The sequence below is a fragment of the Sphingomonas sp. ASY06-1R genome, assembly GCF_052180265.1.
In the GTDB taxonomy this organism is placed as follows: Bacteria; Pseudomonadota; Alphaproteobacteria; order Sphingomonadales; family Sphingomonadaceae; genus Sphingomonas_I.
This window is the reverse complement of the sequence record NZ_CP197464.1, coordinates 3,849,353-3,872,459: the sequence shown is the minus strand read 5'-3', so window position 1 is coordinate 3,872,459 and position 23,107 is coordinate 3,849,353. Positions and strand designations below refer to the sequence as shown.

27 protein-coding genes are annotated in these 23,107 nt (G+C 64.9%); 20 read left to right on the top strand and 7 right to left on the bottom strand.

Going from position 1 to position 23,107, the window contains the following annotated elements; all coding sequences use genetic code 11:
- The first annotated feature begins 35 nt into the window (after positions 1 to 35).
- From ACSBM8_RS18285 to ACSBM8_RS18245, 9 genes are all read left to right on the top strand, one after another.
- Positions 36 to 623, top strand: coding sequence for an anthranilate synthase component II (locus ACSBM8_RS18285; RefSeq protein ID WP_442681640.1), 588 nt, complete (start codon positions 36 to 38; stop codon positions 621 to 623).
- Entirely contained in the window at positions 620 to 1,612 is a 993-nt protein-coding gene (gene trpD / locus ACSBM8_RS18280; RefSeq protein ID WP_442679415.1) for an anthranilate phosphoribosyltransferase, read from the top strand. Before ACSBM8_RS18285 ends, trpD begins: the two co-directional genes overlap by 4 nt.
- 45 nt (positions 1,613 to 1,657) lie before the next feature.
- A complete protein-coding gene (gene trpC, locus ACSBM8_RS18275; RefSeq protein ID WP_442679414.1) occupies positions 1,658 to 2,446 on the top strand; it encodes an indole-3-glycerol phosphate synthase TrpC in 789 nt (262 codons plus the stop codon).
- Entirely contained in the window at positions 2,443 to 2,913 is a 471-nt protein-coding gene (moaC, locus tag ACSBM8_RS18270; protein WP_442679413.1) for a cyclic pyranopterin monophosphate synthase MoaC, read from the top strand. The genes trpC and moaC overlap by 4 nt, the downstream gene beginning before the upstream one ends.
- Positions 2,910 to 4,088, top strand: coding sequence for a molybdopterin molybdotransferase MoeA (locus tag ACSBM8_RS18265; protein WP_442679412.1), 1,179 nt, complete (start codon positions 2,910 to 2,912; stop codon positions 4,086 to 4,088). Before moaC ends, ACSBM8_RS18265 begins: the two co-directional genes overlap by 4 nt.
- Before the next feature lie 57 nt (positions 4,089 to 4,145).
- The gene (gene lexA / locus ACSBM8_RS18260) at positions 4,146 to 4,823 is read left to right on the top strand and encodes a transcriptional repressor LexA (RefSeq protein WP_442679411.1); all 678 of its coding nucleotides are present in this window, start codon (positions 4,146 to 4,148) and stop codon (positions 4,821 to 4,823) included.
- A gap of 1 nt (position 4,824) precedes the next feature.
- The gene (locus ACSBM8_RS18255) at positions 4,825 to 5,169 is read left to right on the top strand and encodes a VOC family protein (RefSeq protein WP_442679410.1); all 345 of its coding nucleotides are present in this window, start codon (positions 4,825 to 4,827) and stop codon (positions 5,167 to 5,169) included.
- Between the two features lie 7 nt (positions 5,170 to 5,176).
- On the top strand, positions 5,177 to 5,692 hold the full coding sequence (locus ACSBM8_RS18250) for a DUF1697 domain-containing protein (protein ID WP_442679409.1): 516 nt from the start codon (positions 5,177 to 5,179) through the stop codon (positions 5,690 to 5,692).
- 99 nt (positions 5,693 to 5,791) lie between these two features.
- Positions 5,792 to 6,748: an alpha/beta hydrolase gene (locus ACSBM8_RS18245; protein ID WP_442679408.1), complete on the top strand. Its 957-nt coding sequence runs from the start codon at positions 5,792 to 5,794 to the stop codon at positions 6,746 to 6,748.
- 42 nt (positions 6,749 to 6,790) lie between these two features.
- On the opposite strand, the gene wrbA is transcribed toward ACSBM8_RS18245, so the two are convergent.
- Positions 6,791 to 7,390 (bottom strand): NAD(P)H:quinone oxidoreductase, encoded by a 600-nt coding sequence (wrbA, locus tag ACSBM8_RS18240; RefSeq protein ID WP_442679407.1) that lies wholly within the window; start codon positions 7,388 to 7,390, stop codon positions 6,791 to 6,793.
- A gap of 53 nt (positions 7,391 to 7,443) precedes the next feature.
- On the bottom strand, positions 7,444 to 8,142 hold the full coding sequence (locus ACSBM8_RS18235; protein ID WP_442679406.1) for a pirin family protein: 699 nt from the start codon (positions 8,140 to 8,142) through the stop codon (positions 7,444 to 7,446).
- Between the two features lie 115 nt (positions 8,143 to 8,257).
- Between ACSBM8_RS18235 and ACSBM8_RS18230 the strand changes: the two genes are divergently transcribed.
- From ACSBM8_RS18230 to ACSBM8_RS18220, 3 genes are all read left to right on the top strand, one after another.
- The gene (locus tag ACSBM8_RS18230; RefSeq protein ID WP_442679405.1) at positions 8,258 to 9,181 is read left to right on the top strand and encodes a LysR family transcriptional regulator; all 924 of its coding nucleotides are present in this window, start codon (positions 8,258 to 8,260) and stop codon (positions 9,179 to 9,181) included.
- Between the two features lie 46 nt (positions 9,182 to 9,227).
- Entirely contained in the window at positions 9,228 to 11,300 is a 2,073-nt protein-coding gene (gene ligA / locus ACSBM8_RS18225; protein WP_442681639.1) for an NAD-dependent DNA ligase LigA, read from the top strand.
- A gap of 120 nt (positions 11,301 to 11,420) precedes the next feature.
- Positions 11,421 to 12,113, top strand: coding sequence for an SIMPL domain-containing protein (locus tag ACSBM8_RS18220; RefSeq protein WP_442679404.1), 693 nt, complete (start codon positions 11,421 to 11,423; stop codon positions 12,111 to 12,113).
- Between the two features lie 61 nt (positions 12,114 to 12,174).
- Here the strand turns inward: ACSBM8_RS18220 and ACSBM8_RS18215 are convergent, their stop codons facing one another.
- The gene (locus tag ACSBM8_RS18215; RefSeq protein WP_442681638.1) at positions 12,175 to 12,432 is read right to left on the bottom strand and encodes a GlsB/YeaQ/YmgE family stress response membrane protein; all 258 of its coding nucleotides are present in this window, start codon (positions 12,430 to 12,432) and stop codon (positions 12,175 to 12,177) included.
- 168 nt (positions 12,433 to 12,600) lie between these two features.
- Between ACSBM8_RS18215 and mnmA the strand changes: the two genes are divergently transcribed.
- Positions 12,601 to 13,704 carry a tRNA 2-thiouridine(34) synthase MnmA gene (gene mnmA, locus ACSBM8_RS18210; protein ID WP_442679403.1) on the top strand — a complete coding sequence of 368 codons (1,104 nt, stop codon included), beginning with the start codon at positions 12,601 to 12,603 and terminating at the stop codon, positions 13,702 to 13,704.
- Between the two features lie 81 nt (positions 13,705 to 13,785).
- On the opposite strand, the gene ACSBM8_RS18205 is transcribed toward mnmA, so the two are convergent.
- From ACSBM8_RS18205 to ACSBM8_RS18190, 4 genes are all read right to left on the bottom strand, one after another.
- Entirely contained in the window at positions 13,786 to 14,568 is a 783-nt protein-coding gene (locus ACSBM8_RS18205) for a PhzF family phenazine biosynthesis protein (protein ID WP_442679402.1), read from the bottom strand.
- On the bottom strand, positions 14,565 to 15,143 hold the full coding sequence (gene pdxH / locus ACSBM8_RS18200; RefSeq protein ID WP_442681637.1) for a pyridoxamine 5'-phosphate oxidase: 579 nt from the start codon (positions 15,141 to 15,143) through the stop codon (positions 14,565 to 14,567). The genes ACSBM8_RS18205 and pdxH overlap by 4 nt, the downstream gene beginning before the upstream one ends.
- Complete coding sequence (locus tag ACSBM8_RS18195) at positions 15,143 to 16,330, bottom strand: acyl-CoA dehydrogenase (RefSeq protein ID WP_442679401.1); 1,188 nt, start codon at positions 16,328 to 16,330, stop codon at positions 15,143 to 15,145. Before ACSBM8_RS18195 ends, pdxH begins: the two co-directional genes overlap by 1 nt.
- Positions 16,331 to 16,503: 173 nt before the next feature.
- A complete protein-coding gene (locus ACSBM8_RS18190; protein WP_442679400.1) occupies positions 16,504 to 17,070 on the bottom strand; it encodes an HNH endonuclease in 567 nt (188 codons plus the stop codon).
- Positions 17,071 to 17,258: 188 nt separating this feature from the next.
- On the opposite strand from ACSBM8_RS18190, the gene ACSBM8_RS18185 reads away from it, so the two are divergent.
- From ACSBM8_RS18185 to ACSBM8_RS18155, 7 genes are all read left to right on the top strand, one after another.
- The gene (locus tag ACSBM8_RS18185; protein WP_442679399.1) at positions 17,259 to 18,227 is read left to right on the top strand and encodes a glutamyl-Q tRNA(Asp) synthetase; all 969 of its coding nucleotides are present in this window, start codon (positions 17,259 to 17,261) and stop codon (positions 18,225 to 18,227) included.
- Positions 18,228 to 18,236: 9 nt separating this feature from the next.
- A complete protein-coding gene (locus tag ACSBM8_RS18180; RefSeq protein WP_442679398.1) occupies positions 18,237 to 18,476 on the top strand; it encodes a hypothetical protein in 240 nt (79 codons plus the stop codon).
- A 4-nt stretch (positions 18,477 to 18,480) separates the two neighbouring features.
- Positions 18,481 to 19,053 carry a cob(I)yrinic acid a,c-diamide adenosyltransferase gene (locus ACSBM8_RS18175; protein ID WP_442679397.1) on the top strand — a complete coding sequence of 191 codons (573 nt, stop codon included), beginning with the start codon at positions 18,481 to 18,483 and terminating at the stop codon, positions 19,051 to 19,053.
- Positions 19,054 to 19,121: 68 nt separating this feature from the next.
- Positions 19,122 to 20,390: an ergothioneine biosynthesis protein EgtB gene (egtB, locus tag ACSBM8_RS18170; RefSeq protein ID WP_442679396.1), complete on the top strand. Its 1,269-nt coding sequence runs from the start codon at positions 19,122 to 19,124 to the stop codon at positions 20,388 to 20,390.
- Positions 20,390 to 21,382, top strand: a complete 993-nt coding sequence (gene egtD, locus ACSBM8_RS18165; RefSeq protein ID WP_442679395.1) for an L-histidine N(alpha)-methyltransferase — start codon at positions 20,390 to 20,392, stop codon at positions 21,380 to 21,382. Before egtB ends, egtD begins: the two co-directional genes overlap by 1 nt.
- 143 nt (positions 21,383 to 21,525) lie before the next feature.
- On the top strand, positions 21,526 to 22,395 hold the full coding sequence (locus ACSBM8_RS18160) for a 3-hydroxybutyryl-CoA dehydrogenase (protein ID WP_442679394.1): 870 nt from the start codon (positions 21,526 to 21,528) through the stop codon (positions 22,393 to 22,395).
- A 63-nt stretch (positions 22,396 to 22,458) separates the two neighbouring features.
- Positions 22,459 to 23,106 (top strand): queuosine precursor transporter, encoded by a 648-nt coding sequence (locus ACSBM8_RS18155; RefSeq protein WP_442679393.1) that lies wholly within the window; start codon positions 22,459 to 22,461, stop codon positions 23,104 to 23,106.
- The last annotated feature ends 1 nt before the right edge of the window (position 23,107 follow it).

Genomic DNA, 23,107 nt, shown 5'->3' with positions numbered 1-23,107 from the left:
TTGCGTTCGGGCGAGGCGCCGCCTACCTCGCGCGCATGATCCTGGTCATCGACAATTATGACAGCTTCACCTGGAACCTGGTGCACTATCTCCAGGAGCTTGGCGCCGAGGTTGAGGTCGTGCGCAACGATGCCATCGGCGTCGGCCAGGCGATGTCGTCCGGCGCGCAGGCCTTCCTGATTTCGCCCGGCCCCTGCACGCCCAATGAGGCGGGGATCAGCCTGGAATTGGTCGAGGCCTGCGCCGACCAGAATAAGCCGCTGCTGGGCGTATGTCTGGGCCATCAGGCGATCGGGCAGCATTTCGGCGGCACCGTGGTGCGCGCCAAGGCGCTGATGCACGGCAAGACATCCCCGGTCCTGCACGACGATAGCGGCGTGTTCGCCAATATCCCGTCGCCGTTCACCGCCACCCGCTATCATTCGCTGGTGGTGGAGGGTGCGCCGGGCACGTTGATCGCCAACGCGCATACCGATGACGGTACGGTGATGGGCTTTCGTCACGCGACGCTGCCGATCCATGGCGTGCAATTCCATCCGGAAAGTATCGCGACCGAACATGGTCATGATCTGCTCGCCAATTTCATGCGGCTGGCGGGGATTGCGGCGACGGCGCGCGCATGACGACGCTGGCGATCCTGCCCGATCCCAGTTCGCCACTGGAGCATGAAACCGCGGAGCAGGCGTTCGCCGATATTCTGGACGGCAAGGTCGACGATCAGGCGGTCGCCGATTTCCTGACCGCGATGACGATTCGCGAGGAAACCAGCGTTGAGATCGCCGCTGCTGCGCGCGCGCTGCGCGCGCGCATGATCGAAGTGCGTGCACCCGCAGGCGCGATCGACGTGTGCGGCACCGGCGGCGATGGCGCGCATAGCCTTAATATATCGACCGCCGTCGCGATCGTGGTGGCAGCGTGCGACGTCCCTGTCGCCAAGCATGGCAATCGCGCCGCGTCTTCCAAAGCGGGTGCGGCCGACACGCTGGAGGCGATCGGGCTGAACCTGGATCGTGCCGCCGCGCGGGCGGAGGAAAGCCTGGCCGATCTGGGCATCGCCTTCCTGTTCGCGCAGACGTATCATCCGGCGCTTGGCCGGCTGGCGCCGATCCGCCGGGCGATCGGGCGGCGCACGATCTTCAACATTGTCGGTCCGCTCGCCAATCCGGCGCGGGTGACGCGGCAGTTGATGGGTGTTGCGCGCGTCGATTATCTGACAACCGTTGCCGAGGCGCTGGAATTGCTGGGTGCCGAGGCGGCCTTGGTCGTATCCGGCGAGGAAAGCCTGGACGAACTGTCGATCGCCGGGCGAAGCCGGGCTGTGGCGGTGGGGCTATGTTCGATCGGCGCGACGATTTCACCCGAGGATGCGGGGTTGGAGCGGCACGGGCTGGACGCCATTCGCGGCGGGGATGCGGCCTATAATGCCGCCGCACTGCGGGCCTTGCTGCAGGGGGAGCGCGGTGCCTATCGCGATGCGGTGTTGCTGAATGCGGGTGCGGCGCTGGTCGTGGCGGGCGCCGCCACGGATCTGCGCGAAGGTGTGGATGAAGCGGCCGAAGCGATCGACAAGGGGTTGGCCAACGCCCTGCTCAACTGCTGGATCGCCTTCTAGAATGGCGGCGATTCTCAGCCCACGCCGAATGGCGGAAAGGTTATCATGAGCAACCGCCTTACCGAGATTCTCGCTGCCAAATATGCCCATGTGGCGGCGTCCAAAGCGATCCGCACGGTGCCAGATCTCGATGCCGCGGCGGCGGCGCAGTCGCCGCCGCGCGGCTTTCGCCGCGCCCTGGAAGCAAAGGCGGCCAACGGCTTTGCGCTGATCGCGGAGATCAAGAAGGCTTCGCCGTCCAAGGGCCTTATCCGCGCCGACTTCGATCCGCCGGAACATGCGCGCGCCTATGAAGCGGGCGGGGCGGCCTGCCTGTCTGTGCTGACTGATGCGCCCTTTTTCCAGGGGTCCGACGCGTTCCTGGTGGCGGCGCGGGCCGCATGCGCGTTGCCCTGCCTGCGCAAGGATTTCATGGTCGATCCATGGCAGGTGGCGGAAGCGCGCGCCTTGGGGGCGGATGCGATCCTGATCATCGTCGCCGCGCTGGAAGATCCGCAAATGGCGGAGATCGAGGCGGCCGCGATCGAACGCGGCATGGATGTGCTGGTCGAGGTCCATGATGCCAGCGAGCTGGAGCGCGCGCTGCGACTGACATCCCGGCTGATCGGGGCCAATAATCGCGATCTGCGCGATTTCTCGGTGGATTTCGCCCGGACATACGAACTGGTAGCGCGGGCACCTGCGGATTGTCTGTTCGTGGCGGAGAGCGGTATCGGCAGCCATGCCGATCTGGAAGCGATGGCCGAGCATGGCGTGCGGACGTTCCTGGTCGGCGAAAGCCTGATGCGCCAGCCGGATGTCGAGGCGGCGACCCGCAGGCTGCTGGCGGCATGAGCAAGCTCACGCATCTGGACGATGCCGGCGCAGCGCATATGGTGGATGTCTCCGACAAGGACATTACCCGGCGCGAGGCGACGGCGATCGGGCACATCGCCATGTCGGCCGAAGCCCTGGCCGCGATGCAAGCCGGGGCGCTCGCCAAGGGCGATGCTTTGGCGGTGGCGCGCATCGCCGGTATCATGGCGAGCAAGCGGACGTCGGACCTGATCCCGCTATGCCATCCTCTGCCCATCTCGAAGGTCAGCGTGGACCTGACCTTTGCGGACGGCGGCATCGACTGCCGGGCAACGGTGGTCACGACCGGGCAGACCGGTGTGGAGATGGAGGCGCTGACCGCGGTCTCGGTGGCGCTGCTGACATTGTACGACATGGCCAAGGCGATCGATCGGGCGATGACGATCGGCCCGGTGCACCTGGTCGCCAAGGCCGGCGGCCGATCCGGGGATTGGCAGCGGCCGTGAGCCTGTTGCCGGTCGCCGAGGCGCAGGCGCGGCTGTTCGCGCTGGCAGCGCCCTTGCCGATCGAGACGCGCACGCTGGTGGAGGCGGCCGGACGCTGGGCCGCCGAAGATGTGGTGGCACGGCGGACGCAGCCGGCGGCAAATCTGTCGGCGATGGACGGGTATGCCATCCGCTTCGCCGATCTGCCGGGCCCGTGGCACGTGGTGGGCGAAAGCCGGGCGGGCGGCGGGCTGGATCGCGCGGTGGCGGCGGGTGAGACGGCGCGCATCTTCACCGGTGCCCCGGTGCCGGACGGCGCGGACACGATCCTGGTGCAGGAGGAAGCCGCGCGCACCGAAGACCGGCTGGAGCTGGCCGGCGAGGGTCCTCCGCGGGAAGGCGCACATATCCGCCCGCGTGGCGCCGATTTCGACAGTGGTGCGGCTCTGATCGCCGCCGGGGATCGCCTGACCCCGGGACGGATCGCCGCGGCGGCGATGGGCGGCTATGGCGCGATTGCGGTACGGCGGCGGCCCCGGGTGGCGCTGATCTCCACCGGCGACGAGCTGGTTTTGCCGGGCGTGCCGACCGAGGGCGTGATGCTGCCCGCGTCCAACGGTGTGATGCTGCAGACGCTGATCCAGGATGTCGCGGACGTGCAGGATGCCGGGCTGGTGCCCGATCGCCTGGATGCGCTCGTCGCCGCGTTGCGCGCGCAGGATACGGACGTGATCGTCACGATCGGCGGCGCATCGGTCGGCGACCATGATCTGGTCCGCCCGGCGTTGCTGGAAGCGGGGGCGACACTGGATTTCTGGAAGGTGGCGATGCGGCCGGGCAAGCCGCTCTTCGCCGGAAGACTGGGCGATGCGGTCGTGCTGGGTTTGCCCGGCAATCCCGTATCCGCGTTCGTCACCGCCCACCTGTTCCTGTTGCCCTTGCTGGCGCATCTGGGCGGCGCGCGCGCGCCGGTGCCGTCGCTTCTCTCTGCGCCGCTCGCCACGCCGCTGCCGGCGGGCGCCGGCCGCGACGATTATGTGCGCGCGGTGATGGTGGACGGGAAGGTGCGCCCCCTCACTCGGCAGGATAGCGGTTCGGTGCCGGCGTTGACGCTGGCCGACACGCTGATCGTGCGGCCGGTGGGCGTGCCGCCGGCGGCTGTGGATGAAATGGTGGATATTCTGCGGATCGCTTGACAGATTCCAGAACGTTTCCTACACGTTCCCTGTACGTTCCTTCATTGGGGAAACGCTGTGCTGACCCGCAAGCAACATGAGCTACTCTGCTTCATCAACGATCGCCTGAACGATACCGGCGTCTCGCCGTCGTTCGAGGAGATGAAGGAAGCGCTGGATCTCAAATCCAAGTCGGGCGTGCATCGCCTGATCTCGGCCCTGGAGGAGCGCAACTTCATCCGCCGCTTGCCCAATCGAGCACGCGCGCTGGAGATTTTGCGTCTGCCGGATCAGATCAAGACGGCCGGTACACCCGCATCGCCCAAGGCGAATGTAGCGACCCCGCCGGCACGGGTAGCGCCGCCTGCGGCCAATGACGTGCTGGAATTGCCGCTCCACGGCCGGATTGCCGCCGGCATGCCGATCGAGGCGATGGAGGGGCAGAACAGCCTGTCCGTTCCGGCGGCATTGCTCGGGCCGGGCGAACATTATGCGCTGGAAGTTTCCGGGGATTCGATGGTCGAGGCCGGTATTCTCGACGGCGATTATGCTCTTGTTCGCAAGGCGGAGACCGCCCGCGATGGCGAGATCGTGGTTGCGCTGATCGACGATGCCGAAGCGACGCTCAAATATTTCCGCCACGAAGGGTCGATGATCCGGCTGGATCCGGCCAACCGCAGTTATGATCCGCAGCGCTACCGCCCGGGCCAGGTGCGGATCCAGGGTCGCCTCGCCGGCTTGCTGCGGCGTTACTGACATGGCCGATCTGCCGCGCCCGGATTTCCTGGAATTACCGGTGGCCGATGTCGAGGCGGCGCAAGCTTTTTACGGCGCGACCTTCGGCTGGACCATGACCGGCTTCGGGCCGACCTATGCCTGCACGCTGACGGGCGACGTCGATATCGGGCTACAGGCCGATCCGGCCGAACAGACGCGGGCGCCTTTGATCGTGATCCAGGTCGACGATCTGGAAGAAGCGCAGGCGCTGGTCGAGGGCAATGGCGGCACGATCACCAAGCCGATTTTCACCTTCCCGGGTGGTCGCCGTTTTCACTTCCGCGATCCCGACGGCAACGAGCTGGCCGCGCACAAGCCCGGCTGATGCGGGTATGACCGCCTATGTCGCGCTGTTGCGCGCGGTGAATGTCGGTGGAACCGGCAAGCTGCCGATGGCGGATCTGAAGGCGATGTGCGAAGCAGCCGGACTGGCGCAGGTACGTACCTATATTGCCAGCGGCAATGTCGTCTTCACCAGTGATGAGTCGGAAGCGACGGTGCGCGCCATGATCGAGGCGCCACTCGCAACCTATGCGGGTAAACCCGTGGGTGTCCTGATCCGATCGGCGGCGGAGATGGCGGACATATTGGCGGCCAATCCGTTTCCGGACAGGCCGGGTAACCGCACGGTCGCCCTGTTCACCGATGCGCCGATCGGACAGGAGGCGATCGACGCTGCCCGGAACGTCGACGGGGAGGAAATGCGTCTCGGCACGCGTGTGATCTACATTTCCTATGGCGATGGCATGGCGGACTCACGTCTTCTGATACCGGCCGCGAAGGTGGGAACGACGCGAAACATGAACACCGTCGCCAAGCTGACGGAGATGGCCTCCGCCCTGGCTTGAGGATTTCGCGCCAGGATCAGAATGAATGTCGCTCGGCCGGCGCGGAGCGCTTGTCGCCGGGCCGATGTGCCGCCATCCTGCGATCCTGGGAGGGCGGACATGATCGATCGCAGAAGTGTACTGGCCCTGGCCGTGGCGAGTGGAGCGGTGCGGGTGTCGGCCAATCCAGTCCAAGGCGACCCCACCGAAATCCTCCCGCTCTGGCCGGGGCGCCCGCCGGGATCGCCGGCCAATTTGCCGGCCGAACGCTATGTTGAACGCGCCCCACAGGGGCAGCCGCACGATCGTTATGCCGATCAGATCGCCAGCCCGTCGATCACGGTGTTTCGCCCCGACCAGCCGAACGGCAATGCGGTGCTGATCGCGCCGGGCGGCGGCTATGTAAGGGTGGTGACCGACAAGGAAGGCTATGAGACCGCGCGCTGGCTCACGGCGCGCGGCGTTACCGCGTTCGTGTTGCGCTATCGTCTGCCAGGCGGCGGCTGGGCGCATCGGGCCGATGTGCCGTTGCAGGATGCGCAGCGGGCCATGCGGCTGATCCGCGCGGGTGCGGCATCCTACCGGGTCGATCCCCGCCGTATCGCGGTCATGGGATTTTCCGCGGGCGGGCATGTCGCCGCCTCGCTGGCGGTGCGGCATGCCATGTCGGTTTATACGCCGGTGGATGCGGCCGATCGACTTTCGGCGCGGCCGGACGTGGCCGCCTTGCTGTATCCGGTGATCAGCATGGGGGCGCATGCGCATGCCGGTTCGCGCAACGAATTAATCGGCAAAATGCCAGCGGACGCGGATGTCGTTGCCTATTCGCCCGACCATCATGTGAGCGTGGATACGCCGCCGACAATCCTGATCCATGCGGCGGATGACGACGTGGTCCCGGTTGAAAACAGCCTGGGGATGTTCGACGCGCTGCGCGCACGACGCATCGCGGCCGAAGTGCATGTCTTTCAGTCCGGCGGCCACGGCTTTGGCCTGCGCCTGCCGCCTACAAATACCGCGATGCGCTGGCCCGAACTGTTTCTGGTCTTTGCGCAAACGCACGGATTCGTCGTTTAGAGGAACGGGCCGGGGGAACGTGCGCCCCCGGCCCAACCGTCCTCAGCCGAACAGCTTGTTGGCGATTTCCGCGACATGCTTGCCCTGGAAGCGGGCGCCGTCGAGATCGATCTTGCTCGGCTGGCGGCTGCCGTCGCCGCCGGCAATGGTAGTCGCGCCATAAGGCGTGCCGCCATGGATTTCGCTCAGGCCCATCTGCGCTTCATAGCTGTAGGGCAGACCGACGATCACCATGCCGAAATGCAGCAGATTGGTGATGGCCGAGAACAGGGTGGTTTCCTGGCCGCCATGCTGGGTGGCGGTGGAGCCGAACGCGGCGCCGACCTTGCCGTTCAACTTGCCGCTGGCCCACAGCCCGCCGGCCTGATCGAGGAAGGCGGCCATCTGGGAGGGGATGCGGCCGAAGCGCGTCGGCACGCCCAGGATGATCGCATCATAATCGGCGAGATCGTTGACCACGGCGACTGGCGCATCCTGATCCAGCTTGAAGTGCGCGCTCTTGGCGATCTCTTCCGGAACCGTCTCCGGCACGCGCTTGATGTCCACGGTCGCGCCGGCTTCGCGGGCGCCCTCGGCAACAGCCTGTGCCATCTGCTCGATATGGCCGTAGGTCGAATAATAGAGAACCAGTACCTTGCTCATCGTCAATCTCCTCGCATGGGTAACCCCTCCCCGGGTGGGGAGGGGTTTGGGAATCAGGCAGCGTCGACCATCACCAGTTCGGTATCTTCCAATGCCGTGACGGACAGAGTCTCGGTATCGCTGACAGCGACGCCGTCACGGGCATTGGCTTCAACGCCGTTAATCTCGATCCGGCCCGTAGCGGGCACGAGATACGCGTGGCGATGGGCGCCGAGCGGATAATCGGTCGTCTCGCCCTTCTTCAGCGTTGCGCCGAGCACGCGCGCCTCGGTCCGGATCGGCAGCGCTTCGCCGTCTTCCGCGAAGCCGGATGCCAGCGTTACAAACTTGCCGGAGCGATCGCCCTTGGGAAAGGGCCGTGCGCCCCAGGTCGGCTTGCCGCCGCGCTGGCTGGGCATGATCCAGATCTGGAAAATCCGGGTCGTGTCCTTCTCCAGATTATATTCCGCATGCGTGATCCCGCTGCCGGCCGACATGACCTGCACGTCGCCCGCCTCGGTGCGGCCCTTATTGCCCAGATTGTCCTGGTGCGTGATCGCCCCTTCGCGGACATAGGTGATGATTTCCATGTCCGAATGCGGATGGGCGGGAAAACCGGTGTTCGGCGCGATCGCATCGTCGTTCCAGACGCGGATATTGCCCCAGTTCATGCGCTTGGGATCGTAATAGTCGGCGAAGGAAAAATGGTGGTGCGCGTCCAGCCAGCCATGGTTGGCAGCACCCAATGTATTGAAAGGACGGACGTCGATCATGGTGTGTCTCCGTGCCGGGCCTGTGTCCGGCGTCGCTAACCTAAATAGTTGACGCGGAGACTAAGAAAATAGAATTGAAAGCAAGATACCGTTTCTGAAAGTTTATCGATAAGCGATGCGGCTTCCTGATTTCGACGCCTGGGCGATCTTCGCCAAAATCGCGCAGACGGGCTCGTTCGCGCGTGCGGCGAGCGAGCTGCGCCTGTCCAAGCCGACCGTATCGAAGGCGGTGGCGCGGTTGGAGCAGCGGCTGGGCGCGCCGCTGTTGCATCGCACCTCCCGCCGCCTGTCGCTGACGGAAACCGGGAAAGCCGCGCTGGCCCGCGCCGCGCGGATATTGGCGGAAGGCGAAGCCGCGGAAGCGGAAGCGTCCGATCAGGCGGAGACACCGCGCGGAATGGTGCGCATCGCCGCGCCGATGTCGTTCGGGTTCGAACATCTCGCCCCGGCTTTGCCGGAATTCCTGACCCGATATCCGGACGTCGACCTGGATTTGCAGCTGAGCGACGCGTTGGTCGACCTGATCGGGGACGGTTTCGATATCGCGCTGCGGATCGCGGCGCTGAGTGATTCCAGCCTGCGGGCGCGCCGTCTGTGCGCGATTCGCACCCCGATCGTGGCCGCGCCCGCTTATCTCGATCGCCAGGGCCGGCCGCAGCATCCGCGCGAATTGGTCGATCATCAGACGATGATCTATACCGGGATTGCCAATCCGGAGATCTGGCGGCTCCATCATCCGCCGGAAGGCGAATATGCCGTGCCTTTGCGGGGCCGCATCCGATCCAACAATGGCGATGCGTTTCTGCCGGCGTTATGCGCGGGCCATGGCGTCGCGATGCTGCCCGATTTCATCGTCTGGCGCGCGCTTCAGGAGGGCAAGCTGGAGGAAATCCTGCCCGATTGGTCCGCTCCACCGATCGCGCTCAACCTGCTGACGCCACCGAACACGCTGCGCCCGGCCCGCGTCCGCGTGTTGATCGACTATCTTGCCCGGCGCTTCGCGCAGGCGCCCTGGGCAAGCGCGGCGGAAGCCGGTTGACCCGCTTTGGGGCACGTGGAAAGCGCATCGCATGGCTAATCTCGACTTGCTGACCGAAGCCGATGCCGCCGCCGAGCTTGAGCGGCTGGCAGCGGAGATTGCGCACCACAACCGGCTCTATCACGATCAGGATGCGCCGGAGATTTCGGACGCCGACTATGATGCGCTGATGCAGCGCAATGCGGCACTGGAAGCCCGCTTCCCCAGCCTTGTGCGCGACGACAGCCCGTCGCGCAAAGTGGGTGCGACGCCCAGCGGGCCGCTGGCGAAAGTGCGCCATGCGCGACCGATGCTCAGCCTGGATAACGGCTTTTCCGATGAGGATGTGGAGGAGTTCGTCCAACGCGTTCGCCGCTTCCTGCGCTTGCGCGACGACGAACCGGTGGCGCTGACGGCCGAACCCAAGATTGATGGTTTGTCCTGCTCGCTCCGTTACGAGCGGCGGCGCCTCGTCCAGGCGGCGACCAGAGGCGATGGGACGATCGGCGAGGATGTGACCCCCAATATCGCTTTCGTGACGGGCGTGCCGCAGACGTTGCCCGATACGGCGCCCGATATTTTCGAAGTGCGGGGCGAGGTCTATATGGCGAAAAGCGACTTCGCCGCCCTGAACCAGCGCCTGCTGGAGGCCGCGCGTGCGGCGGGGGACGAACGCAAGGCGCGGCAATTTGCCAATCCGCGCAATGCGGCCGCCGGTTCCTTGCGGCAGAAGGATGCCAGCGTGACGGCAACGCGCCCGCTGCGCTTCATCTATCATGGCTGGGGCGAAGCGGCGGCGCTGCCGGGCGACACGCAGAGTGCGGTCATGGATGCGCTGGACGCGTGGGGATTCGCGACCACCCCGCTGCGCGTACGCTGTGACGATGTGGCGGAGGCATTGGCCCAATATCGTCGCATCGAAACGCTGCGGGCGGACCTTGAATATGATATCGACGGCGTCGTCTATAAGGTCGACCGGCTCGACTGGCAGGAGCGGCTGGGACAGATCGGCCGGGCGCCGCGTTGGGCACTGGCCCATAAATTCCCGGCGCAACAGGCGCAGACCACATTGCGCGCGATCGACATCCAGGTCGGGCGTACCGGCAAGCTGACGCCGGTGGCGCGGCTGGAGCCGGTCACGGTCGGCGGCGTCGTCGTCACCAACGCCACCTTGCATAATGCGGATGAGATTGAGCGTCTGGGCGCGCGGCCGGGCGACCGCGTGCTCATCCAGCGCGCCGGCGATGTCATCCCGCAGATTGTGGAAAATCTGACCCGCGAGGAACCGCGCGATGCGTGGACTTTCCCCACCCATTGTCCGGTATGCGACTCGACCGTCGAGCGTGAGGAAGGCGAGGTCGATTATCGCTGTACCGGCGGCCTGATCTGTGCGGCGCAAAGGGTCGAGCGCCTGATCCATTTCTGCTCGCGCGGCGCGCTGGATATACGCGGCCTGGGCCTACAGCAGATCGAGGACTTTTTTCACGACGGTTTGATCCACGCACCGGCCGACATCTTCCGGTTGACCGAAGAGCAGTTGCTGCCGCGCAAGAAGAAGGGCGATGTCTGGGCAGCAAACCTGCTCCAGGCGATCAACGAGAAACGCACGCCCGACCCGGTCCGTTTCCTGTTCGGCCTTGGCATCCGCCATGTCGGCGCCATTACCGCCCGCGATCTGCTGAGGGCCTTCGGAACGGTCGAGCGCATCGCCGAAGTGGCCACGGCCGCCAATGAGGATCCGCAAGCGCGCGCCGAGATCGAGGCGATATCCGGCGTCGGCCCCGCGGTCGCCGAAGCGCTGATCGACTTTTTCGCCGAACCGCATAACCGCGTCGCCTGGGACGATCTGCTGACGGAGGTGCAGCCGCTTCCGTTTGTGAACGAGGTGCGCCAATCGGAAGTCAGCGGGAAGACGGTGGTTTTCACCGGAACGCTGGAGACAATGAGCCGGGATGAGGCAAAAGCCCAGGCGGAGCAGCTCGGCGCACGCGTTTCGGGATCGGTTTCCGCCAAGACGGATCTGGTCGTGGCGGGGCCTGGCGCCGGCTCCAAGGAAAAGAAGGCCAAGGAATTGGGCGTGCGCGTGATCGACGAGGCCGGCTGGGTCGCGATCGTGACTGCGGCGGCGGGCTCGCTATAGTCGACCGGTGGTCCGCCGGTTGGGGCGCTTCGTCGCAAGAACGATCATCAACCCATGCGTTCAGCGCGGATGCAGAGCGTCTCACTGATCAGGCGTTTCCCGCAACAGGAGTATAGTGCGATGAAAAAGCTGCTGCCGCTCACCTTGCTGGCTGCCAATCCTGCGATGGCGGACGTGACGACAACACCGATTTCAGGCACCGAACTGGATATTTCGGCGACGGGGAGCTCCACTCGGCCGCCCGATCTGATGACAATCAGCGCCGGCGTCGTGACCCAGGCGAATAAAGCGGGCGAAGCGATGCGCATCAATGCTAGCGCAATGTCCGCAACGCTCGCCGCCTTGAAACGCGCCGGGGTGGCGGATCGTGACATTCAGACGCAGGCGATCAACCTGCAGCCGCAATATCGCTATGGCGACAATGTTCCGCCGATCCTAACCGGATATCAGGCCAGCAATCGCATCTCGGTTCGGCTGCGCGATTTAAACTCCGCCGGCAGCGTGCTTGACGCGCTGGTTGCGGCGGGCGCTAACCAGATTGAGGGACCGACGCTGAGCGTCGACCATCCCGAGGCAGCGCTGAATGAGGCGCGCTCCAAGGCGCTGGCGATGGCGCGTTCGCGCGCGGAGCTTTATGCGAAGGCCGCCGGACTGAGCGTACGGCGGATCGTACGGATCAGTGAAAGCGAGAACAACGCGCCCCCCGTCGTGCGGCCGATGGCGATGTCGTTGCGCAAGGCGGACAGCACACCGGTCGAAGCGGGTGAGCAGGAATTGACCGTGACCCTCTCGGTCGTCTTTGAACTCAACTGAGTGGACATGAAAAGGGCCGCCGCGCTTTCGCGCGACGGCCCTTTCATCGATAGAAATCTGATTAGCGGACGGAACCGCGACGCACCAGATTGACAATCGCGAGAAGAATGATCGCGCCCACCAGCGAGACGAGGAACGTATAAAGGTTCAACGGCGCATTGTTGATGGTGCCACCTGAGAAGATCAGGTTTGCAATGAACGCGCCGACGATGCCGACGACGATGTTAAGAAAAATACCCTGCTGCGCATCGGTGCGCATGATGATGCTGGCCAACCAGCCGACGACGCCGCCGACGATGAGCCATACCAAAAATCCGATCATAACTTTCCCTCCTGTTCGCCGCCGCCGAACAAGATACATTTTACGGCGATCTGAGGTGGATACGCGCCGAGGAGGCGCTTTGTTCCGGAGGCGGTGTGCCGAGGCATGTGCGCGAAAAGACGAGCCTTTCCCATTTTACGCATTATCCGCTATGGCGGGCGCATCGTGGATGATCTGTTTCAACTGGAAAGCGCGGCCAAGCGCAGGATCGTCGTCGCCATGTCGGGCGGCGTCGACAGTTCGGTGGTGGCTGCATTGGCGGCGGCAAGCGGTGCCGAGACGATCGGCGTTACGCTGCAGCTTTACGATCATGGCACGGCTGTCGGGCGCGCGGGCAGTTGCTGTGCCGGTAAGGATATTGCCGATGCACGTGCAGTCGCCGAACGGCTCGGCATCGCCCATTATGTTTTCGATTATGAGAGCGCCTTCCGCGAAGCGGTGATCGATCGCTTTGCCGACGATTATGTCGCGGGTCGCACGCCCATTCCCTGCGTGCGCTGCAACCAGAGCGTGAAGTTCACCGATCTGTTCCGGCTGGCGCGCGAACTGGGCGCGGATTGTCTCGCGACCGGCCATTATGTGCGCCGGATGATGGGTCCGCAGGGCGCTGAGTTGCACCGCGCGCACGATCCGGCGCGCGACCAGAGTTATTTCCTGTTCGCCACGACGCGCGATCAGCTCGATTTTCTGCGTTTTCCCCTTGGGGGAATGCCGAAGGCCCGCGTCCGCGAGATTGCCGCGGAACATGGTCTGGTTGTAGCCGCGAAGCCCGACAGCCAGGATATCTGCTTCGTGCCCGATGGCGATTATGGCGGGCTGGTCCGCAAGCTTCGCCCCGGAGCCGTGGCGCCGGGCGATATTGTCGACCTATCCGGTCGCGTGATCGGCCAACATCGCGGCATTACCGGTTTCACGGTGGGCCAGCGTCGCGGGATCGAGATCGGCGGCACGCCCGAGCCACTCTATGTGGTGCGGATCGATGCGGAGCAGCGCCGGTTGGTGGTGGGGCCGCGTCAGGCGCTGGCCGTGCGTGCGGCCAGGCTTAGCGAGGTCAATTGGCTCGGTGGCGATGCGCATGCCAATCTTTCCGTCAAGGTGCGCTCGCTCGCCAAGCCCGTCCCGGCGACATTCGACGGCGAAACGGTTTCGTTCCGCGATCCGGAATATGGCGTGGCGCCCGGCCAGGCTGCAGTCCTGTACGACGGTGACCGTGTCCTCGGCGGCGGCTGGATCGAAGAAACCGTGGCGGCGGAGCTGCAAGCGGCCTGATACTGTCGCCCTGGCGCAAGCCGGGAGTGCCTGAGGCAGGGCGAACAGCGGTAGCGGGCTCGGCCTCCGCTGCGGCGGCGGTTACAGCGTAAACCGGCCCTCAATCACTGTTACGCATTTGCCGCCAAGGATGACCCGATCGCCCTCTATCGTGCAGCTCAGGTGGCCGCCGCGCGCAGACGCCTGGAAGGCGGTGAAATGGGTGCGGCCGAGCTTCTCGGCCCAATAGGGCGCGATCACGGCATGCGCCGAACCGGTAACCGGATCCTCGTCGATACCGGCGCCGGGTGCGAAGGCGCGGCTGACGATGTCGGCAGTCTGCCCGCGCGCCGTCGCGATATACAGGACATCGCCGGCCGGACGTAGCGCTGCGAAATCCGGGCTGAGGCCACGAACGGTCGCTTCGTCTTCATAGACGAGCACCGAATAGCCGCCCGTGTGCCACAAGGTTTCGATCGGCACCGGCCCCAGGGCATGGGCGATCTCCGGCATCGGCTTTGGATCCGGCTTCCAGGCAGGCAGCGACATGGCGTAGCCGTCGCCATCGCGCCGGATCGTCAGGATGCCGGCCTGGCGGGTGCGAAAGCGAATTTCCTCCCGGTCGCCGATCAGCACATGGGCGGACGCGAGCGTCGCGTGCCCGCACAGCGCGACTTCCTTGGTCGGCGTGAACCAGCGTAGTTCGAAATCGACATCGCCCGTGACGGGAATAGTGAAAGCGGTTTCCGACAGGTTGTTTTCCGCGGCAATGGCCTGGAGCGTCGCGTCGTCGAGCCACGCCTCCAGCGGCATGACCGCCGCCGGATTTCCCCGAAAGGCGTGGTCGGCAAAGGCGTCGACCTGGGTGAAGGGCAATGTGGTCATGGGTAGAGCAATCCTTCTTCCCAGCCGTCGGCCACGCGCGTGAACAGGCGGCGCTCGTGCAGGCGATGCGGTCGATCCTGCCAGAATTCGATCGTCTGAGGGTCAACACGAAAGCCTGACCAATGGGGCGGACGCGGAACGTCCTGCCCGTCGAAACGGGTCTGGATTTCGGCGAAACGCGCCTCGAAGACGTCGCGCGACGGCAAGGGCTGCGACTGATCGGACGCCCAGGCGCCGAGTTGCGAATCCCGGCCGCGCGTCGCGAAATAGGCATCCGCTTCGTCCTGGGACACTTCGTCGACCGGCCCCTCGATCCGGATCTGCCGCCGCAGCGATTTCCAGTGAAACAGCAAGGCGGCCTTGGGGCGATCGATCAGCTCGCGCGCCTTACGGCTCTGGAGGTTGGTGTAGAAGACGAAGCCGCGCGCATCATGGCCCTTCAGCAGCACCATGCGCGATGACGGCTGGCCGTCCGCGCCAACGCTCGACACGGTCATGGCATTGGAATCGTTGAGCTCGGCTTCGCGCGCTTCGGCGTACCAGGTTTCGAACAAGGCGAAGGGATCGTCCGCCATCATCCGAACGCCTGCAACCCGGTCTGCGCGCGTCCCAGGATCAGCGCATGCACGTCATGCGTGCCCTCATAGGTGTTCACCGTCTCGAGGTTCTGGGCATGGCGGATAACATGATATTCGCCGGTGATGCCGTTGCCGCCGTGCATGTCGCGCGCCATCCGCGCAATATCTAGCGCCTTGCCGCAATTGTTGCGCTTGATCAGGCTGATCATCTCGGGCGCCATCTTGCCTTCGTCGAACAGTCGCCCGACGCGCAGCGCCGCCTGGAGGCCCAGCGCGATCTCGGTCTGCATGTCGGCCAGTTTCTTCTGGACGAGCTGGGTCGCTGCGAGCGGCCGGCCGAACTGACGCCGGTCGAGCGTATATTGGCGAGCGCGATGCCAGCAATCCTCGGCCGCACCCATCACGCCCCAGCCAATGCCGTAGCGCGCGCGGTTGAGGCAGCCGAACGGCCCGCCCAGGCCCTGGGCATTTGGGAGGAGATGATCTTCCGAAACCTCGACACCCTCCATCACGATCCCGCCGGTGATGGACGCACGGAGCGAAAGTTTGCCCTCGATCTTGGGCGCGCTCAGGCCCTTCATGCCCTTTTCGAGCACGAAGCCGCGGATCTTGCCGTCATGCGCGTCGGACTTCGCCCAGATCACGAAGATGTCCGCGATCGGCGAATTGGTGATCCAGATCTTTTCGCCGGTCAGGCGGTAGCCGCCGTCGATCTTCTCGGCGCGGGTGCGCATGCCGCCCGGATCGGAGCCCGCTTCGGGCTCGGTCAGACCAAAACAGCCGATCGTGGCGCCGGACGCCAGCTTGGGTAGCCAACGCTCGCGTTGCGCGTCCGAGCCATAAGCATGGATCGGGTACATGACGAGCGAGGACTGGACGCTCATCATCGAGCGATAGCCGGAATCGACGCGTTCGATCTCGCGCGCGACCAGGCCGTAACTGACATAAGAGGCGCCGACGCCGCCATATTGTTCGGGCAAGGTCACTCCGAGCAGGCCGAGTTCACCCATCTCGTCGAAGATCGCGCGATCGGTATGCTCGTTGGCATAGGCTTCCTGCACGCGCGGCGCGAGGCGATCCTGCGCATAGCCGCGCGCGGTGTCGCGGATCATCTTTTCTTCCTCGCCGAGCTGATCTTCCAGCAACAGCGGATCGTCCCATTGAAATGCGCTTCCGGCGGCCACGGCCAACTCCATCGAATGACGGACACCCAGGCGCTCTCCTCTATCCGTTCGTGTCGAGTAGGTCCGAGCTTGTCGAGAACCGTATCGAGACATCCCTCGATATGCCGTCTCGCTACGCTGCTGCGCAGCTACTCGACGCCTACTCGGGACGAACGGATGGCTGGATGCGAGTCCTAAGCCTCCAATTCGATGTCCCAGTAAAGCCAGTCGCGCCAGGAGTCGTGCAGATAGTTTGGCGGGAAGCTGCGGCCATTCTCCTGCAGCTGCCAGGATGTGGGCCGATAGGGCAGTTCGTCCAGGCGCATGCCCGCCTGGCGGGGCGTCCGCCCGCCCTTGTGCAGATTGCAAGGCGCGCAGGCGGTCGAGACATTCTCCCACGTCGTCCGTCCGCCTTGCGCGCGGGGGATGACGTGATCGAAGGTGAGATCGCTGAGCGAGCCGCAATATTGGCAGGAGAAGCGATCCCGCAGGAACAGGTTGAACCGGGTGAAGGCGGGGTGCGCCGATGGCCGCACATATTGCTTGAGCGCGATGACCGACGGCAGCTTCAATGTGTGCGTCGGGCTTCTTACCTCGCGTTCGTAATGCGAGACGATGGCCACCCGATCGAGGAAGACCGCCTTGATTGCGGTTTGCCACGGCCAGATGGACAGCGGGTAATAAGACAGCGGCGTATAATCCGCGTTCAAGACCAGAGTAGGACAAGAGTCCGGATGCCGAATAAGATCAGGATGATACATGGAACGACCAAGCCCTCCGCGTCGGCGGAGCGCATCGGCCAGGATCGTCACTCGGTCCCGTCGCACTCGGGAGGCAAGAGGCTGATTGCCGCTGCGTCTCCGTCGTCTTGCCGCCTGCCAGAGCAGCGTGACGGAAGCATGACACCATTGTCGCGACTCGCGGTCAAGCGCCGTTTTTGCGAGAGGCAATGACTTTGCGCATTTCCCGTTTCGCGCCGAGCCCCACGGGCAGGTTGCACCTGGGCCATGCTTACTCGGCCGTGCAGGCGCATGACCTTGCCCGTAACGCCGGGGGGCGCTTCCTGCTGCGGATCGAAGATATTGACGGTACGCGTAGCCGGGAGGCGTTCGTCGCGGGGATCGAAGAGGATCTGCGCTGGCTGGGCCTGGCCTGGGACGGGCCGGTCTTGCGCCAATCGCAGCGGCTGCCGCTCTACGCCGCGAAGCTGGAACGACTGAAGGCGCTGGATCTGGTCTATCCTTGCTTTTGCACCCGGGCGGAGGTCGTCGCCAGCGCCACGGCACCCCATGGGGACGAGGGCCCGGTCTATCCCGGAACCTGCCGGAGGCTCACCGATCGAGAACGCGCCCGCCGGATCGCCCAACCGCATTGTTGGCGGCTGGATATAGAGAAGGCCTTGGCGCGTGCCGTCGCCCCGGCGGAGGCCGGGGCCGCAAGAGGATTATACGAAACGCTCACCTCCAGCCCTCCAGCGGCCCCGGCCTCCGCCGGGGCGACGGCGAGAGACGCGGTTTCGGCTACGCCCTTATGCTGGCAGGATGCCGCTGCCGGCTGGGTCGATGCCGATCCGCTGCCGCAAGGCGATGTCGTGCTGGCCCGCAAGGAAACGCCGACATCCTATCACCTGGCAGTGGTGGTGGATGATGCCGCGCAAGGGGTGACGGATGTCGTGCGTGGGGTCGATCTGTTCGCCGCGACGCATGTCCACCGCTTGCTCCAGGCCCTGTTGAACCTGCCCACCCCGGCCTATCATCATCATTCCCTGCTGATCGGCCCGGATGGCAAGCGCCTCGCCAAGCGCAATGGCGCCACGCCGCTGGCATCGCTCCGCGGGGCAGGGGCCGATCCCGCACAATTGCTGGCGTCGCTTCGCGCCGGCCAAGTCCCCATTGGCGTTGGGTTCGGCAAGGCCTAGATAGGCTGTATGACCATGCAAACCTTTCTCTTCATTCTCATCATCCTGTGCGCGATCGGCGCGCTCGTCTCGATCGTGCGGGGCGTGATCGTGATGCTCAAGGCCAATCACGCCGAGGTGAATGGGCAGGGCGTCAGCCGATCCGGTCTGCAACAGAATCGAATGATGTGGCGGCGCATCCAGTTCCAGGCGGTGGCCGTTGTGCTGGCAGCGCTGTTCCTGATGATCGCCCGCGGCCACGCGGGCTGAGCTCATGGTCAAGCTCAACCGGATCTACACGCGCACCGGCGACGCCGGCAGCACCGGCCTGGTCGACGGATCGCGCGTCAGCAAGGCGTCGCTGCGCATTGCCGCGATCGGCGATGTCGACGAGGCCAATTGCGCGATCGGTATCGCCGCAGCCAGCCTGAGCGCGGGCCCGGAGCGGGAGATGCTGGGGCGCATCCAGAATGAAATGTTCGATCTCGGCGCGGATCTCGCCACGCCGGGCGACGATTTCACGCCGTCGGAGATGGTCTTGCGCATCACCGAGGCGCAAGTCGCGCGGCTGGAGCATGAGATTGACCGGATGAACGAGGCGCTGTCGGAGCTGACCTCCTTCATTCTTCCCGGCGGCCTTCCCGCCGCCGCGCAACTGCACCTCGCGCGGGCCATCACGCGCCGTGCCGAGCGGACGGCTGTCGAGGCGGGCGCGGAGATCGCGCTCAATCCGCAGGCGCTCGCCTATATCAATCGCCTGTCGGACCATCTCTTCGTCCTGTCCCGGCTGCTGAACGCCCAGGCGGGCGGCGACATATTGTGGAAGCCGGGCGCAACGCGGGGTTGATTGGGGCGTTATCGTAACGATTTAACAGGAATTAGGCGCCACGTCGGTGCCGGGTGAAGGGCATCGCCATGGCCGCGCGCGCTCAGGAGGTCGCCGACGCATATGCGTTGGGCGACGCGTTCAGAAAGACACGCAATCTTTCGGTGGCGATCGCCGCACCCTTGTCGGACGCGGACGCGACGATCCAGCCTTATGCCGATGCCTCACCGGCAAAATGGCACCTGGCGCATACGACCTGGTTCCTCGAAACCTTTGTCTTGCGCGATCATGTGGCCGGGCATCGGCCCTATGATCCGCGCTATGCCTTCCTGTTCAACAGCTATTACGAGGCCGAGGGCGCACGCCACGCGCGGGATCGGCGCGGCATGTTGGCACGACCGAGCCTCGACGAGATCCGGGCATGGCGGGTGGCCGTCGATGCCGCGATACATTCCGCTTTGCCCTCGCTCCCGCCGGTCGCGCTGGATCTGATCCGGCTGGGAATTCATCATGAACAGCAGCATCAGGAATTGATGCTGACCGATCTTCTGGCCAGCTTTGCCGCCAACCCGCTGGATCCCACAGTGTGGGATCGCCCTCGCAACCAGCCGGTGCCGATGCCGGACACGCTCGGCTGGAAGGAGGGCCGCACCGGCATCGTCGAGATCGGCCATGCCGGCGACAATTTCGCCTTCGATGCCGAAGGTCCGCGCCATCGCGTCTTCCTGGCGCCCCACGCGCTCGCGGATCGGCCAGTGACCAATGCCGAATGGCAGGAATTCATCGCTGACGGCGGCTATAGCCGTCCGGAATTCTGGCTTTCGGACGGCTGGGCGTGGGTGAAGCGCGAGGCGATCGATGCGCCGTTATATTGGCGCCAGGGCGAGGGCACGTGGATGGCGTTCGCGCTGGACGGGCTCCACCCCGTCCATCCCGCCGCGCCGGTGACGCATATCAGCTATTATGAGGCGGACGCATATGCCCGCTGGGCCGGCGCGCGCCTTCCGACCGAAGCCGAATGGGAAAGCGCTGCCGAGGGGCTGGATCCCGCCGCGGGAACCCAGCTGGATGCCGCCGGCCCGGTCCGTCCGCGCGCGGCCCACTGGAGCAATTCGCCCGGACAGATGTTCGGTGACGTGTGGCAATGGACCGCCAGCGCCTTCCTGCCTTATCCCGGCTTCCAGCCGGTCGAGGGTGCGGTTGGCGAATATAATGGCAAGTTCATGAGCGGGCAGTCGGTGCTGAAGGGCGCCAGCTGCGCCACGCCGCGCGGGCATAGCCGCGCGTCCTATCGTAACTTCTTCTATCCATGGCAGCGCTGGCAATTCACCGGTGTGCGGCTCGCGAAAGACTTATAATGCCCCAAGCAGAAACGATGGTGCAGGAGCGCGATCTGCGCCCGCCGGTGGAGGCGGATCCCGCGTTTCTCGCGGACGTGATCGATGGATTGTCGCAGCGCAAGAAAGCCATCCCCGCCCGCTGGTTCTACGATCGACGCGGCTCCGAATTGTTCGAAGAGATTACGGTGCTCCCGGAATATTATCCGACGCGCACCGAAAGCGGCCTGCTTGCGGCGCATAGCCTGGATGTCGGCCGCATTGCCGGTCCGGGGCGTGCCGTGGTGGAATTCGGATCGGGCTCGTCCGTCAAAACCCCGCTTTTGCTGACCCATGTCGATGCCTCGGCCTATGTGCCGATCGACATATCGGGCGACTTCCTGCGCGAAGCCGCGGCCGGCCTGTCCGGTCGCTTTCCCGATCTGTCGGTGCTACCGGTCGAAGCCAATTTCATGCAGCCGGTGGCGCTGCCGGACGAGATTGCGGACCTGCCGAAGCTTGGCTTCTTCCCGGGATCGACCATCGGCAATCTCGTGCCGCGCTCGGGCGTGAACCTGCTGCGCGACATGATCGAGACGATGGGCATCGGGGCGATGCTGCTGATCGGCATGGATCGGGTGAAGGACACGGACATCCTGACCCGTGCCTATGACGATTCGGCCGGGGTGACGGCGGCGTTCAATCTGAACCTGCTGCAGCGGATCAACCGCGAGCTGGACGGGGACATACCGCTCGACGCCTTCAAGCATCGCGCGATCTGGAACGACACCTGGTCGCGGATCGAAATGCATTTGGCCGCGACCCGCGACGTCAGCTTCATGATCGCCGGACGCCATTTCGAAATGGGCGCGGACGAGACGATCCACACCGAGAATAGCCACAAATATACGCCCCGCAGCGCCCGCCAGTTGCTGGCGGCGGGTGGCTGGACGCCGCTACGCGAGTGGAGCGACGACAAGGATATGTTCTCGCTGATCCTGGCCGAGGCGCGGCCCGAACCGACCGCGCCGTGAGGATACCCGCCAATTCCCAAATCCGCTCACGCTGAGTAGAGGCTGAGCGCGTCGAAGCCCATCGAAGCGGATCCTTCGAGACGGCATGTCGACAAGCTTTAGGCCTCCTCAGGATGAGCGGGTCAGAACGGAATGGAACCGGCATGAAAACCATCGGTGTAATCGGCGCAGGACAGATGGGCGCGGGCATTGCTCAGGTCGCGGCCCAGGCGGGCTATCGCGTGCTGCTGTCCGACGTCGGCATCGAGCAGGCGGAGAAGGGCAAGGCGGGAATCGCCAAGCGACTCGCCCGGGCGGCGGAGAAAGAGCAGATCAGCGCGGCTGACGCCGACGCGGCGGGGGCACGGATCGCGCCGCAGGGCAATTACGACGCTTTTGGCGAGGCCGAGATCGTGATCGAAGCGGCCACCGAGCGCGAACAGATCAAGCGCGCGATCTTTACAGACGTCGGCAAGGTCATGAGCCCGGACGCTATCCTCGCCAGTAATACCTCTTCCATTCCGATCACGCGCCTGGCGCAGGTCGCGCCCGATGCGGCGCGATTCATGGGCGTGCATTTCTTCAATCCGGTGCCCGTGATGAAGCCGATCGAGCTGATCCGCGGCCTTGCGACTTCCAACGATACCGTCGCGCGGGTGGAGGCATTCGCGCAGAGCCTGGGCAAGACGGTGGTTCACGCCAATGACGCGCCGGGCTTCATCGTCAATCGCGTCCTGCTGCCGATGCTGAACGAGGCGATCTTCGCGCTGGGCGAAGGGGTCGCGAGCGTGCGCGATATCGATGCCGCCGTCAGCCTGGGTCTCAATCATCCGATGGGCCCGCTGACGCTTGCTGATTTCATTGGCCTCGATACCTGCCTGGAGATTGCGCGTGTGCTGCATGAAGGCACGGGCGATCCCAAGTTCCGGCCCGCGCCGCTGCTGGTCAAATATGTCGATGCCGGCTGGCTGGGCCGGAAGACCGGGCGTGGTTTTTACGATTATTCCGGGCCGGAGCCTGTGCCGACGCGGTGACCTGCGCCGCGATTGTCCAACTTTTTGGTGACAGGGCGGCGGCACCCGTTAGGCAATGGGGCGATGGAAAAGATCGCGCCGGCCATTCCCCGCTCTCTGTTCGTCTTCTCGCTCTTCTACGGCGGCATGGTCACTACCGCGGGTATCCTGGGGGTGAAGCAGGTCGCGCTCGGGCCTTTGGCGGTCGAAGCGGGCATCTTCTCGTTCCTGCTGCTGGTGGTGATGGGCAGCGCGGTATCCGAATTGCATGGTCGCAAGACCGCGGATGCGATGGTGCGCTGGGGCTTCCTGCCCCTCATCGTCGCGGCTTTGCTGATCCGGCTGGTGCTCGCGCTGCCCACCGACGCCGCCATGTATCCTCCGGCGATCGAAGCCTTTCCGATCGTCGTCGGGCAGGGCGCCCGCATGATGCTGGCGGGACTGATCGCCTATGGCACGTCGCAGACACTCAACGTGCTGATCTTCTCCAAACTCGCGACGGACGGGGGGCGGTTGCTGTGGCTGCGCGGCATGATTGCCAGCGTGGTTTCGCAGATCGTCGACACGCTCATCTTCATCACCATCTCTTTCTATGGCGAGCGGCCGATCCTGGCGCTGATGGGCGGACAGATGCTGACCAAGGTGGTGCTGTCGATCATCCTGGTGCCTTGGTTGATCACATTGTTCGTCGCGATCGGCCGAAAACTGGACGCCAGCGCCACCCCCGCTTAAG

What these genes read in the sequence shown, in the direction of transcription:
- ACSBM8_RS18245 (WP_442679408.1), top strand. Translation starts at nt 5,792, where the DNA reads ATGATCGATCGCAGAAGTGTACTGGCCCTGGCCGTGGCGAGTGGAGCG.
- ACSBM8_RS18250 (WP_442679409.1), top strand. Translation starts at nt 5,177, where the DNA reads ATGACCGCCTATGTCGCGCTGTTGCGCGCGGTGAATGTCGGTGGAACC.
- ACSBM8_RS18155 (WP_442679393.1), top strand. Translation starts at nt 22,459, where the DNA reads ATGGAAAAGATCGCGCCGGCCATTCCCCGCTCTCTGTTCGTCTTCTCG.
- egtD (WP_442679395.1), top strand. Translation starts at nt 20,390, where the DNA reads ATGCCCCAAGCAGAAACGATGGTGCAGGAGCGCGATCTGCGCCCGCCG.
- egtB (WP_442679396.1), top strand. Translation starts at nt 19,122, where the DNA reads ATGGCCGCGCGCGCTCAGGAGGTCGCCGACGCATATGCGTTGGGCGAC.
- moaC (WP_442679413.1), top strand. Translation starts at nt 2,443, where the DNA reads ATGAGCAAGCTCACGCATCTGGACGATGCCGGCGCAGCGCATATGGTG.
- pdxH (WP_442681637.1), bottom strand. Translation starts at nt 15,143, where the DNA reads ATGGCGGACGATCCCTTCGCCTTGTTCGAAACCTGGTACGCCGAAGCG.
- ACSBM8_RS18205 (WP_442679402.1), bottom strand. Translation starts at nt 14,568, where the DNA reads ATGACCACATTGCCCTTCACCCAGGTCGACGCCTTTGCCGACCACGCC.
- trpD (WP_442679415.1), top strand. Translation starts at nt 620, where the DNA reads ATGACGACGCTGGCGATCCTGCCCGATCCCAGTTCGCCACTGGAGCAT.
- ACSBM8_RS18185 (WP_442679399.1), top strand. Translation starts at nt 17,259, where the DNA reads ATGACTTTGCGCATTTCCCGTTTCGCGCCGAGCCCCACGGGCAGGTTG.
- wrbA (WP_442679407.1), bottom strand. Translation starts at nt 7,390, where the DNA reads ATGAGCAAGGTACTGGTTCTCTATTATTCGACCTACGGCCATATCGAG.
- ACSBM8_RS18255 (WP_442679410.1), top strand. Translation starts at nt 4,825, where the DNA reads ATGGCCGATCTGCCGCGCCCGGATTTCCTGGAATTACCGGTGGCCGAT.
- trpC (WP_442679414.1), top strand. Translation starts at nt 1,658, where the DNA reads ATGAGCAACCGCCTTACCGAGATTCTCGCTGCCAAATATGCCCATGTG.
- ACSBM8_RS18190 (WP_442679400.1), bottom strand. Translation starts at nt 17,070, where the DNA reads ATGTATCATCCTGATCTTATTCGGCATCCGGACTCTTGTCCTACTCTG.
- ACSBM8_RS18220 (WP_442679404.1), top strand. Translation starts at nt 11,421, where the DNA reads ATGAAAAAGCTGCTGCCGCTCACCTTGCTGGCTGCCAATCCTGCGATG.
- ACSBM8_RS18175 (WP_442679397.1), top strand. Translation starts at nt 18,481, where the DNA reads ATGGTCAAGCTCAACCGGATCTACACGCGCACCGGCGACGCCGGCAGC.
- ACSBM8_RS18235 (WP_442679406.1), bottom strand. Translation starts at nt 8,142, where the DNA reads ATGATCGACGTCCGTCCTTTCAATACATTGGGTGCTGCCAACCATGGC.
- ACSBM8_RS18180 (WP_442679398.1), top strand. Translation starts at nt 18,237, where the DNA reads ATGACCATGCAAACCTTTCTCTTCATTCTCATCATCCTGTGCGCGATC.
- ACSBM8_RS18160 (WP_442679394.1), top strand. Translation starts at nt 21,526, where the DNA reads ATGAAAACCATCGGTGTAATCGGCGCAGGACAGATGGGCGCGGGCATT.
- ACSBM8_RS18285 (WP_442681640.1), top strand. Translation starts at nt 36, where the DNA reads ATGATCCTGGTCATCGACAATTATGACAGCTTCACCTGGAACCTGGTG.
- ACSBM8_RS18230 (WP_442679405.1), top strand. Translation starts at nt 8,258, where the DNA reads ATGCGGCTTCCTGATTTCGACGCCTGGGCGATCTTCGCCAAAATCGCG.